This window comes from Brumimicrobium mesophilum (assembly GCF_003025005.1).
Taxonomy (GTDB): Bacteria; Bacteroidota; Bacteroidia; order Flavobacteriales_D; family Crocinitomicaceae; genus Brumimicrobium; species Brumimicrobium mesophilum.
In genome coordinates this window covers 230,621-242,195 of sequence record NZ_PVSS01000002.1, presented here as the reverse complement: position 1 = coordinate 242,195, position 11,575 = coordinate 230,621, and the positions used below count along the sequence as shown (strand labels likewise).

General features: G+C 33.8%; 12 protein-coding genes. 7 read left to right on the top strand and 5 right to left on the bottom strand.

Annotated features, from left to right (window positions below; genetic code table 11):
• Nucleotides 1–125 precede the first annotated feature (125 nt).
• A complete protein-coding gene (locus tag C6368_RS02760) occupies nucleotides 126–998 on the bottom strand; it encodes an alpha/beta hydrolase family protein (protein WP_107037653.1) in 873 nt (290 codons plus the stop codon).
• A 175-nt stretch (nucleotides 999–1,173) separates the two neighbouring features.
• Here C6368_RS02760 and C6368_RS02755 point away from each other — a divergent pair, with 175 nt between their 5' ends.
• Genes C6368_RS02755 through C6368_RS02740 form a run of 4 tightly spaced genes read left to right on the top strand, consistent with a single transcriptional unit; the run spans nucleotide 1,174 to nucleotide 4,232 of the window.
• Nucleotides 1,174–1,554 carry a hypothetical protein gene (locus tag C6368_RS02755; RefSeq protein WP_159038396.1) on the top strand — a complete coding sequence of 127 codons (381 nt, stop codon included), beginning with the start codon at nucleotides 1,174–1,176 and terminating at the stop codon, nucleotides 1,552–1,554.
• Nucleotides 1,555–1,558: 4 nt separating this feature from the next.
• Nucleotides 1,559–2,560 carry a CBS domain-containing protein gene (locus tag C6368_RS02750; RefSeq protein WP_107037651.1) on the top strand — a complete coding sequence of 334 codons (1,002 nt, stop codon included), beginning with the start codon at nucleotides 1,559–1,561 and terminating at the stop codon, nucleotides 2,558–2,560.
• The gene (aroF, locus tag C6368_RS02745) at nucleotides 2,557–3,555 is read left to right on the top strand and encodes a 3-deoxy-7-phosphoheptulonate synthase (protein ID WP_107037650.1); all 999 of its coding nucleotides are present in this window, start codon (nucleotides 2,557–2,559) and stop codon (nucleotides 3,553–3,555) included. Before C6368_RS02750 ends, aroF begins: the two co-directional genes overlap by 4 nt.
• Complete coding sequence (locus tag C6368_RS02740) at nucleotides 3,555–4,232, top strand: KdsC family phosphatase (protein WP_107037649.1); 678 nt, start codon at nucleotides 3,555–3,557, stop codon at nucleotides 4,230–4,232. Before aroF ends, C6368_RS02740 begins: the two co-directional genes overlap by 1 nt.
• A 4-nt stretch (nucleotides 4,233–4,236) precedes the next feature.
• On the opposite strand, the gene C6368_RS17205 is transcribed toward C6368_RS02740, so the two are convergent.
• From C6368_RS17205 to C6368_RS02725, 4 genes are all read right to left on the bottom strand, one after another.
• Entirely contained in the window at nucleotides 4,237–4,410 is a 174-nt protein-coding gene (locus C6368_RS17205) for a hypothetical protein (RefSeq protein ID WP_159038395.1), read from the bottom strand.
• Nucleotides 4,411–4,604: 194 nt separating this feature from the next.
• Nucleotides 4,605–5,177: a hypothetical protein gene (locus tag C6368_RS02735; protein ID WP_107037648.1), complete on the bottom strand. Its 573-nt coding sequence runs from the start codon at nucleotides 5,175–5,177 to the stop codon at nucleotides 4,605–4,607.
• Entirely contained in the window at nucleotides 5,177–5,947 is a 771-nt protein-coding gene (locus C6368_RS02730; RefSeq protein WP_107037647.1) for an META domain-containing protein, read from the bottom strand. The genes C6368_RS02735 and C6368_RS02730 overlap by 1 nt, the downstream gene beginning before the upstream one ends.
• A gap of 15 nt (nucleotides 5,948–5,962) precedes the next feature.
• Nucleotides 5,963–6,970, bottom strand: coding sequence for an amidohydrolase family protein (locus C6368_RS02725; RefSeq protein ID WP_199851580.1), 1,008 nt, complete (start codon nucleotides 6,968–6,970; stop codon nucleotides 5,963–5,965).
• A gap of 187 nt (nucleotides 6,971–7,157) precedes the next feature.
• Between C6368_RS02725 and C6368_RS02720 the strand changes: the two genes are divergently transcribed.
• The 3 genes from C6368_RS02720 (at nucleotide 7,158) to C6368_RS02710 (ending at nucleotide 11,548) form a co-directional block, all read left to right on the top strand.
• Entirely contained in the window at nucleotides 7,158–7,880 is a 723-nt protein-coding gene (locus tag C6368_RS02720) for a hypothetical protein (RefSeq protein WP_159038394.1), read from the top strand.
• A gap of 4 nt (nucleotides 7,881–7,884) precedes the next feature.
• Complete coding sequence (locus C6368_RS02715) at nucleotides 7,885–8,784, top strand: alpha/beta hydrolase (protein WP_107037645.1); 900 nt, start codon at nucleotides 7,885–7,887, stop codon at nucleotides 8,782–8,784.
• Between the two features lie 73 nt (nucleotides 8,785–8,857).
• A complete protein-coding gene (locus C6368_RS02710; protein WP_107037644.1) occupies nucleotides 8,858–11,548 on the top strand; it encodes a T9SS type B sorting domain-containing protein in 2,691 nt (896 codons plus the stop codon).
• The last annotated feature ends 27 nt before the right edge of the window (nucleotides 11,549–11,575 follow it).

Here is an 11,575-nt window from a genome sequence, read left to right as displayed (position 1 = left end):
AGAACATCAAATAAATTAATACAGGATATATAATTCTGACAATGAATTTAACTCCTAAAGACATTTTTCTAACTGATTTCCTTAATGATTCTAGCATATTCAAATATTAATCTTTCTTATTTTTGTTATTGAGCTTCTATAAACTGAAGACTTAAAATACAAGCTTCATGCAGTTTATTGGGCATCTCCTCATTAATATATGGCTGGCAAGTTTTAAATGTGTGGTTTGCGCTATTAATTATGATCATTTTCCCACCCGTCCATAATTCTAAATCCTCCGATTCCGATAAGGAAACAGCTTCATCAGCATCACCATGAATATGTAAAGTAGGGATATTAATATTTTTTGCACTAAACTCAATGTCAAGTTGCTCTTTGTGTTCTAAGAAATCTTCATACATGACATATTTGTGAGGCATGTCTTGCTGCGTACGTGAGTTTTTGACCGTATAAAATCCTTTTTCTTTCCAGGCTTTCATCTTATCACCTTGGGGAAATCTATTTTCAATTGAAGAGATACTCGCCCAAGTGGTAACGGATTTTACACGAGGATCTTTAGCAGATAAAATAGCAATTCCTCCTCCACGGCTATGACCAATAAGGTGAATATTTCTTTTCTTAAGATCTACTTTTGTTGCCAACCAATCCAACACATGCTCAAGGTCTTCAACTTCATAAGAATACCTGTTTAACGAAAAAGCTTCTAAATCTGGAAAATCAATGCCATTTTCTACAGTTCCTCCGTTGTGGGACATATTAAACTTGCAAAAACCCATCCCGTTTGAAACGAAATACTTTTGCACTAAATTCCAAGCTCCCCAATCTTTGTATCCTTTGTAACCATGAATAAACAAAACAATATTTTTATAGTTTAAACTATCTGGTTCTTGAAAATCAATTAGAGATTCACGGCCATTAGCGCCAATGTATGTCTTATTTATTAGCTTCATTTTACTTTCCTTCTTTTCTGTAAATTTAGCAGATTTTAAATACTTCAATTAGCTTTTCGAAGAAATTAATGCTAGTGTTGAGAACCTTGGTTAATTTCTTTTGTAAAGAGAGGTTGTTTGAGGATTTCTATAATTTAAATAGTCCTAACTATTTCGCATTTTTCCCTTCTTTTTCCTTCACAAAAGGGATTCCTTTAAGATTATCTTTATATTTTTGAACATCATGAGAAATTGGATTGTTATATTCTTGGTTGTCTTTCTTTTTCAAGCTTGCGGAATCTCCATGGGAGATCGAATTGATAATGGAAACTTAAGTGTTTATTTTCTTGAAGGGGTTAATAAAGATAAAGCAATAAGCTTTGCGCGATATTGGAAAAACAATGGCTTTATCGGTGATAAAAAGCAAGTTATTCAATTGGAAAGGGAAGATAATGCTATAACAGTTAAACTTATCGAACGTGAATTGTACCACAAAGATGCATTCACCATTCAAGAGGAAGCATTATTACAAGATTTAGAAAGGGACCTTAAGAAGGAAGTTTTTATTGAAGAAGTGAATATTTTGATTACTGACAATACCTTTCGACCAATAATAAAAAGATAATTATATGAAAATTTCAGGATCTATTTACTCTGATAAAAATCGTACGCTTAAAGAAACTATTCTGGACCTTGAAGCACATCAAGTTGATTTGTTACATGTAGATTGTAATGATGATGTGAGTGTTTTTGATGACATTGCGAAAATTAGAACTTGGTGTGATATGCCGATTGATTTGCACATCATTACTGAAAGCCCAGAAAAATACTTCGATTTGTTAAGAAAACAACCTGTGGAGTATGTGACTTTTCAATTTGAACAATTGTCAGAAAAACTGGAAATTCCTGAAGATATCAAGGGTGAAAAAGGTTTAGCCTTAATTACACCAACTCCTGTGGCTGCCTTCGATGATTATAGCTCTTTTGATTTTGTACTATTCATGGCAACAATTCCTGGACAAAGTGGAGGTGTTTTTGATCCTGAAAATTTTAGAAAAATAAGAGCATTCAAAAAGAAGTATCCCAATAAAAACGTCCATGTTGATGGTGGAGTAAATGGAGAAGTTTCATTCATTCTGAGAAATATGGGAGTTCATTCTTCTGTTTCTGGAAGTTTTTTGTTTAAAGGTGCAAGTGTTGGTCACGCGTTGATGGATTTAACAAAACGTGCTATTCAATCTAGATTCATGATTAAAGATTTCATGATTCCAATAGAAGAATGCCCAGTTGTTGATTTTGAAACAATGACTTTTAAAGAAGTTCTTGAGGCTATCGACAATGGAAAGCAAGGATTTACTTTGGTTGAGAAAAATGAAAATTTCGAAGGGATTATTTCAAATGCAGATGTGAGGAAAGCTTTGATTGATAACTTTGAAAATATTCCTGGATTACATGTTAAAGAAATGGTCAACAGTAATCCAATCACAATCGATTCAGAAGCAAACGTGGATGAAATGCTACATTTAGTACGAGAAAAGAGTTTTCCGGTAATGTATTTGCCAGTAATCAACAAGAATAAAAAAGCAGAGGGAATTGTTACCTTTGTTAACTTAATTAAAGGAGAAATATGATTTTAAAATTAAATTCATCAGTAAATAGTGCAGATGCTGCAAAATTAGCAGAGGAGCACAAAGCTTTTCACATCACTTATAAAGGAAGTGAACATTTAATTACATCTTCTTCATTGAAAGAAGTGCCATCATCTATTACGGACAAAGTTGATCAGGACTGGGTTTTTGCTAATGATATGCAATTGTCATCTCGTGAGTTCCAAAAGGAAACACGTGAGGTAAAAATCGGTGATTTGACAATAGGAGGGAATTCAAAAAACACAATTCTTATAGGTGGACCTTGTTCTGTGGAATCTTTGGAGCAAATTCAAGAAAGTGCAAAGATGATCAAGTCTATGGGGTTGACAACTTTACGTGGAGGATGTTATAAACCTAGGACTTCTCCATATAGTTTTCAAGGATTAGGTCTTGAAGGATTGAAATTACTTGCTCAAATGCGAGAAGAGCATGGTTTAAGTGTGATTACCGAGGTGAGAGATGCAACACATATTGATGAAGTTATCGAACACAGTGATATCATTCAAATTGGTGCAAAAGCTATGTATGATCAAGGGATTTTACGAGCTTGTGCCAAAATTAATAAACCAGTTCTTTTAAAACGTGGATTTGGTTCCACACTTCAGGAGTTTGTTCAAGCGGCTGAATTTATTCTTGCAGGAGGAAATGATCAAGTTATTTTATGTGAACGTGGAATCAGAACATTCGAAACAAATACGAGATTTACACTTGACCTTTGTGGAGTTGCATACTTGCAAGAATATACAAATTTACCAATTGTTTTAGATCCAAGTCACGCTTTAGGTTACCGTTATGGAGTTGAAAGATTAGCGAAAGCTTGTGTTGCGATGGGAGTTGATGGGTTAATTATTGAAGCTCATCCAAATCCTTCGGTTGCAAAGTCAGATGCTGCTCAACAACTCACTCATGACCAATTTAAATCTTTGAAATCAGCAATCGAACCTGTTGCAAATAGTGTAGGTTATAACATCGTATAATGAAATTATTATCCAAAAATTTAGAGGCTGTTTTAATTAAGAATAATAGCAGTTTAGCACAATTTTTAAAAGAAAACGAGGTGTCTAAAGTCGAGAAATTGACTTTAGGTTCCCTCGAACTTTTTTGCTACAGAAATGAAGTAGATTTAACCAATTTACTTTCTTATAATATGACTGTCGATCTTAAAAAAGCAAAGCAAATCAAATTACTTATTTTGGATGTAGATGGTGTTATGACTGACGCTGGAATGTTTTTTACTGAAAACGGAGATCAAATAAAGAAATACAATGCCAAAGACGGAATGGCAATTATGGCCTTGAAAAAAATAGGTATTGCTGTAGGAATTATTTCTTCTGGTTTTAAGCTGGAAATGGTGAAAGCAAGAGCAGAACTTTTGAAAATTGAACACCTCTATGTTGGAAGAGATCTAAAAATCGATATTCTTAAAGGGTGGTGTGAAAATTTGAAAATTGATTTGTCAGAAGTTGGAATTATAGGCGACGACATCAATGATATGGGCGTGATGAAAAGTGTTGGTTTTTCTGCTGCGCCATCAGATGCAGTTCCTATTGTAAAGGCACAAGTAGATTTAGTTTTGAATAGTAAAGGAGGTCGAGGTTGCGTCCGTGAATTTATTGACTATTATCTGTTGGATGAACCTTTACAGGGTCATTAAAAAGCTATTCTGCAGTACAAGAGTCAGGAATTACTTTATTTAATTTTTTTGAAACTTTTTTGGCGTTCAAAAATTCACCATTTGTTCCTAATTCTGCCAATGACGAATCAAAAGATTGAGTTTTTATTAACTCTTCCTTGACCTTCCATTTCGGTATTTTATTCTCTTTTAAATACATAATTTCTAAGTTTGGTTATAGTCAAGCAAGAATGATTCCAATTTTAATAATTTTGTTTAACTTTCCTTGATTACTTCAAAAAAAAGTGCAATTTTAAAAAAAAACATCCTCATAAAGAGGATGTTTAATATTAAAAGGTCATTTGATGATTAATAATATTTTTAAACAAAATTGAAGCTTATTTAAAATTTAACCTAGTCGACTTGCATTATCAGCACACCTAATTGCATATTTAATCCCATAATCGGAGTGGCAGCATAAGTTTTACCATCATAAACTTTGGTCATTGGACTTTTGGCGCCAACAAGTTCTTTCATACCAAAGATAGTACCTTCATCTTTTTTGTTCGTGCTTAATATTGCTTTTCCTGAGCTTTGGTTAACCAAAATCAATCTTTCAACTTTTACATTATTCAAAGACTGAACAAAATATTGATTTACTTGGTTCATGTTTTCAGCAATCATTTCACTTCGAACCGCTAAAGCTAAAGTGCTAACCAATTGTTTTAGGTGTTCTGCTTTTATAGATTGTAATTCTTCTTCATGAGTCGTGTTTATTTCAGTAATCTGCTTTTCATAAGTGTTTACGGTGGATCTATTATTAATAAAACCCCATACGAGACTTGCGATAATTAGCAATACTAAAAAAAGCTTCAAAAAGTGCTTCTTCCAAAATGGCTTTTTTTGAACTTCAACTTTATTTGCTTTCATGCCTAGATTTGAGTCTTTTCCATCAAATTTACCAGGTGTTTTATCTATTGTTTCCATTAATCAACTTTTTTTAATACAAGACTACCTGCCTTGGATTCGATTGTGAGATTTAAGTTATGATGATCATAAACCGGTTCACTTTCTAAAATAGTTAAAATCTCTTCTTCTATTTTTGAAGTTTCACCGCAATACATTCTAGTTGAGGATAGTTTATCAATAATCATTTTATTATAGCCAAAAGAAATGTTTCCATTTACTTGATTACATCCAGCAAATCCACTCATGCGTTTTGTAGTTAAATTGAACTCAAAATGTGGAGCTTCTCTTGGAAATTGATCCGCTGTTATAGGTTGTCCGTTTAATTCTTTTAGAGCCCAAATGTCATGAAGTTGAGGCTTTCCACGATAAAATCCACATCCTGAATAGTCAAATCCTTCTTTTTTGCTAATCTCTCTCACCATGATGTTCACTTGTTTACCGGTTGCCATACAATCAGCGATATCAACATTTACACGAATAACATGCGTCTCATTTTTAGCATTTATATTAAGTACATCTGCTCCTTGAGCAACTTGCTTTTCGTTATCTTCTGAAATGAAAGCAATATTGTTTTTGGTATCTGTAAAAACAATTTTTCCATTATAACTAACTGATAATTTCCAAGATTCATCCTTGGCATTTGCGTAAAAATCTACGTTACTCATATCTTGATGCATAACTTCAGAAGTTAATTGCTCAACCTTGTCATCCATTTTTTCTTTTGAATTGCCGCACGACCCTAGAATTAGGAGAGTGCTTGACATTAAAATCAATGTAATTTTTTTCATTCTATTATTTTAATATTAAATGTAATTATTCTTATCTAATTTAAGCCAATCTACAGTGGAGTTGGCGAAAATATCTTCCTTAACTTGTTGTGATAAATCACTGTCCTCAATAAATTTACCAATTTCGAGGTCACCCAAAGGAAAAGGATAGTCTGAACCTAAGCATATTTTTTTACTTCCCTGCATTTTTAAAAGGTATTTTAACATATCAATGTCATGTGTAATACAATCGATCCAAAATTTACCAATGTATTCACGAGGATTAATTGGATTATCTATAGCTACTAAATCAGGTCTACAATTAAATCCATGTTCAACTCTTCCAATCGTAGATAAGAAGGATCCTCCTGCATGGGAAAAGCAAACTCTTAAATTTGGTAATTTCTCCAAAGTTCCACTAAAAATTAAGGAACATGCAGCACGCGACGTTTCTGCTGGCATTCCTACCAACCATGGAAGCCAATATTTCCTCATATCATCAAATCCCATCATGTCCCAAGGATGAATCATAACAGCTAAACCTAAGCGCTCACACGCTTCGAAAATTGGAAAAAACCTTTCTTCACTTAAATTAAGGCCATTTATGTTTGATCCAATTTGAATTCCTTTCATTCCTAATTTGCTTATACGTTCCAATTCTTGAATTGATAACTCTGTATCTTGCATAGGAATTGTTCCCAATCCAATATAGTTTTTTGGATATCGATCTACTAAATCTATAATATGATCATTTAAAAATTGACTAACCTCAAGTCCGTCTTTTGGTTTTGACCAATAAGAAAATAAAACTGGAATGGTACAAACTACTTGGACAGATGTATTAAAGTCTTTATATTCTTCTATACGCAGATTTTCTTCCCAACAATTTTCTTTTATGGTGCGGAAATATTTACCTCCTTGCATCATATCTGCTTTCCCATCATCTCTTTCCTCCAAAAAGATAAAATCACCATATCCAAACTTTTTTGTCCAGTTTGGAAGGGTTTTAGGAATGATGTGAGTATGCATATCGATTTTCAACATAGATTTTCTTTTTATAGTTTCTTCAATCCGACAAAATACCAAAATTATCTTTTATATGACTTTAAAAGTTTAGAAATGACAAGACATCATTATAAACTCATTAAAATGTGGCTATTAAAGCCAATGTATAAAGAAAGATTACATTCTCCACGGTCTTAATCTTAATTAAATTTCCTATTTTTGAAAGATGAGATCAACATTTATAATCTGCCTAATTATGGTGCTTGTCGTTGGAATTAGTGCTTGTGGACCTGCGAAGTTTGTAGAACCATTGAAAAAGTTTGAGAACGCAATTGCAATTGATGTCGGTGGTCCAATGGTTACTATTCCAGATGTGGCTAGTATGCCTATACCTTTTTCTTCTATTACTTATGGGCATGGGTGGTCTGATAAATTGACTCTTCATGGAAGTTGGTACACAACTGCTGCAATATTCGGAGTAGCTCAAATAGGAGCAGGAGCCACTTATGGGGTTTGGAAAAGTAAAAGACAAAAACATGGTATTTCTGCAATGTTAGGATTCAATACTGCCTTTGACGTATATGAGAAAAATTTCAAATTCTGGCCGCAACTGGATGCTCACTATTACTTTAAATACAATTATAAGGGAGAACAACAGGAGGATCTGTTGACTAAAAATGGTAGAAAAAGATCTAATTTACTCTATGTAGGTGTAGGAACGTGGTATGAATTAGAAGGTGTAAAAGCACATGGCGAAAAACAACAAGATATAGTTGTGCCGATGTTAAATATTGGACATGATTTAAATTGGAAAAAATGGACTTTAAAAACTGAGGTTAAGTTGATTGCCCCATTCTCTTCAAATGAGAATATCGTTTTGGATTACGTTAGTTTAACGGGGGATAAGGGTTCAACAGGGGTTTATTTAGGTTTAATTAGAAAATTTTAATCAAATGAAAAATTTACAAATCTTTTGTGTCATTGGATCGCTGTTCGTTTTGACGGCGTGTAGAAAAAGACTCGATAGTTTTCTTTTTAATAATGATAATTCAATTATAGAATATAAATTGGATAGTTATGGAGGAGAGTTAGCGTTAGATATTCCAATAGATTATCTTGTTCCTAACAATGATATTCACCTTTTTGAATACCAAATAGAAGATGAAGGAGAAGATTTAAATATTTCAGCCATTTTTGTAGGTGATTTAAATAAGATTAGTTCAGATACTGTAATCTTATATTGTCATGGTAATAAAGACCATATGGATCATTATTGGCCCAGACAAAAATTATTGAGCCATCTAGGAGAACAAGGCAGATTTGGTGTTTTAATGTTTGACTATCCTGGGTATGGACTCTCAGAAGGTGAGCCAACAGAACAAAATATGTATGAATCTACAAATGGAGCTATGAAGTGGTTGAAGAACAACGGACTTAGTGATGATCGTTTAGTAATTTATGGATATTCTCTAGGAAGTGCTCCAGCAACAAAATCAGTTGGTGATCAATCATTTGTTTTGAGTCCAAGTAAATTGATTTTAGAAGCACCTTTTGCAAGCAGTTCTGTAATGGTTCAAGATGCCTCTATTTTAAATATGCCCGCTTCATATTTTGTAAATACTAAAATTGAAAATGCAGAGCAAATAAAGAAATGCGAGGTACCTTTTTATTGGTTACATGGTATAAATGATGATTTTTTATCCATAGAATCACATGGGAGAACGGTTTATAAAAACCATAGTGAAAGCTGGAAGCAGAAAAATGAAGTGCCTGGAGCTAATCATAGTGATGTTCCTACTTTTATGGGGTTAGAAGTTTATTCTGACAGTATATTGTCATTTATTACAAAATAATCATGGAATTTTTCAAGAAAAGACAACCTTGCACTTTTACTAACGTTATATTAACGGAATAACACACAAAATTATGGTAAAGAAATTATTATTAGGGTTTACGTTGATTGTCGCTTCTTTCGCGCATTCTCAGACCACAGTTTGCCTTGGTACTGATGCTTCAGTTTGTCAAGGAACAAATGTTCAAATAGATAACTGTTCAGGAGTAGGTGTTCCTGGAGGAAATATGACTGTGTTGCAAAATACCACAGCAATTTCATTGAGTGATGATTCTTGGTCACAAGCTGTAAATATTGGATTTTCATTTGATTTTTACGGTAATACATATACTCAATGTGTTATTGGATCTAATGGATTAGTTTCATTTAATTTGAGTAATGCAGGAGCATATAATACTTACTCAACAAGTGGTTTTGGTCAATTGCCTAGTACTGGGTTAAATGATGCCAAAAATTCCGCTATGATAGCTTATTCAGATATTAATCCAGGTGCTGGAGGTGCTATATTTTATAAGACTGAAGGAACTGCGCCTAATAGAAAATTCTATGTAGTATATGCTAACGTGCCAATGTTTAGTGCTACAGATTGTAATTATATGACTCTAATATTAAATGAAACGAGTAACTCAGTTGAATATCATATTTCTAACAAAACAATAAATTTCACTTGGAATGGAGGAGTTGCAATTCAAGGTGTTCAAAATAACTTAGGAAACATTGGAACATTTACTCCAGGGAGAAACAACTCACAATGGACAGCTGTTAATGATGGACAAATATTTCTACCTACAAGTCCAACGAATACAACGGCTTATACCAATTCAACTATTCCTTTCGAATTAATTTTGTCTGGTAATGCATCTTATGAATGGGAAAATACACTAGGTCAAACATTTCCATATAATAACGGTACTTTAAATATTCCGAGTGCTGCGGCTGGAACGGTTGGTTATTTTTTAACGGTTCAAGGAACAAGTTGTAACTCACAAGTGGGTGCAATTTCTGACACTACTTTTATTACAGGCTTAACTTCTAGTGTTTCTGCAACCGCGGTTGATGATTTGTGTTCTGCAGGTGTTGGAAGTGTAACAGCAACTCCAAATACTGGAGTCGCACCTTATACCTACTTGTGGCCTGGGTTGGGGAACGCAACTACGCAAACTGTAAATAATGTTTCAGCAGGAACATACATTGTTCAAATGACTGATGGAAATGGATGTACATCATCAGGAACAGTTGTGGTTGGTGATACACCTGCAACATATCCTACAAATACAACTCCAGTTTCTTGTCCAGGAGGTTCTGATGGAACAGCTACCGCACAAATGCTTCCAGTGATTGGGACTGTGACTTATCAATGGAATGACCCTAATAATCAAACTACAAGTACAGCAACAGGATTAGCTGCTGGAACTTATGATTGTGTTATTACATCTAGTGTTGGTTGTACTAACACAGTTACCGTTGTTGTAACTGAAATTCCGGGCATGGTTGTTCAAGTTGTTAATCAAGTTGATGTTACTTGCAATAGTGGAAATGATGGAATAGTAGAGATTGCTGTTACAGATGGAACTGGACCTTACTCATATAGTTGGACTGGTTCAAGTTCTACAACAGAAATTGCCGATGATTTGTTTGTTGGTACTACCACAGTTACGGTTACAGATGCTAATGGTTGTATTGTTACTCAAGATGTAACTTTAGGACAACCAGTTGCTTTAAGTGTAGGGGATATGTCGAAAGATACCATTATATGTATTGGTGATCCTGTTCAACTTTTTGCACAAGGAGCGGGTGGAAGTAGTCCTTATATTTATACATGGACAGAAAACAATGTTGTTGTCGGTAATGGCAGTATAATTAATGTAACGCCTACTTCGGCAAGTACGGAATATTGCGTTACGGTAAGTGAGGTTTGTGGATCCCCAGTGGCTGTAGAATGCGTAACTGTAGACTATCCAGCTGAAGTAATTCCAAACTTATCACCTGATAAAACAGGTGCATGTTTCCCAGTTGAGGTTGTCTTTGAAAACATCACGAATACTACAGAAACTATTAATTATACAATTTGGACTTATAGTGACGGTGAGGTGGATACAATTGCAGGAGAAAACCCTACAACTCATGAATTTGGTTTAGGAGTTTATGATATACAAATGGAAGTAGTCACTGCCAGAGGATGTAGATATATAACTGACTTTCCTAGTTTAATTGAAGGTTATCCTTATCCAGAGGCAGACTTTTATGTAACTCCAAATCCTGCTTCTATATTCGAACCAAAAGTTAAGGCATATAGTCAAACTTCTAGTGATATTGTTTCTCATAATTGGCTTGCAGAAGGAGCTAAACCTGAGTTTTCTTCGCTACAAGATCCATCATTTGAATATCCAAATGTAATTGAAAATTATCCATTGATTTTAGTTGTGGAAAATGTTTATGGTTGTACTGATACTTTAACGAAGATAGTGAGAATAGAAAATGAAGTTTTAATTTTCTCACCTAATACATTTACACCGGATGGAGATGGAACAAATGACACATGGAGAGTAAACATTCAAGGTATAGATGTTCAAAATTTTCACCTTCAAGTTTACAATAGGTGGGGAGAAAAAGTATTTGAATCTTTTAACCCAAATGGTGAATGGGATGGGACTTATGGAGGTAAAGTTGTAAAAGATGGGACATATATATGGACAATAAAAGCTTTCGATTTTGAAACTGATAACAAATATGAATTTAAAGGAAATGTCCTGATTTTGAAATAAGATGATATAATTCTAACTACTGAAGAC

Excerpts from the sequence above, each read along its gene's own strand:
- C6368_RS02755 (WP_159038396.1), top strand. The coding sequence starts at position 1,174 with ATGAGAAATTGGATTGTTATATTCTTGGTTGTCTTTCTTTTTCAAGCT.
- C6368_RS02750 (WP_107037651.1), top strand. The coding sequence starts at position 1,559 with ATGAAAATTTCAGGATCTATTTACTCTGATAAAAATCGTACGCTTAAA.
- aroF (WP_107037650.1), top strand. The coding sequence starts at position 2,557 with ATGATTTTAAAATTAAATTCATCAGTAAATAGTGCAGATGCTGCAAAA.
- C6368_RS02740 (WP_107037649.1), top strand. The coding sequence starts at position 3,555 with ATGAAATTATTATCCAAAAATTTAGAGGCTGTTTTAATTAAGAATAAT.
- C6368_RS17205 (WP_159038395.1), bottom strand. The coding sequence starts at position 4,410 with ATGTATTTAAAAGAGAATAAAATACCGAAATGGAAGGTCAAGGAAGAG.
- C6368_RS02735 (WP_107037648.1), bottom strand. The coding sequence starts at position 5,177 with ATGGAAACAATAGATAAAACACCTGGTAAATTTGATGGAAAAGACTCA.
- C6368_RS02730 (WP_107037647.1), bottom strand. The coding sequence starts at position 5,947 with ATGAAAAAAATTACATTGATTTTAATGTCAAGCACTCTCCTAATTCTA.
- C6368_RS02725 (WP_199851580.1), bottom strand. The coding sequence starts at position 6,970 with ATGTTGAAAATCGATATGCATACTCACATCATTCCTAAAACCCTTCCA.
- C6368_RS02720 (WP_159038394.1), top strand. The coding sequence starts at position 7,158 with ATGAGATCAACATTTATAATCTGCCTAATTATGGTGCTTGTCGTTGGA.
- C6368_RS02715 (WP_107037645.1), top strand. The coding sequence starts at position 7,885 with ATGAAAAATTTACAAATCTTTTGTGTCATTGGATCGCTGTTCGTTTTG.
- C6368_RS02710 (WP_107037644.1), top strand. The coding sequence starts at position 8,858 with ATGGTAAAGAAATTATTATTAGGGTTTACGTTGATTGTCGCTTCTTTC.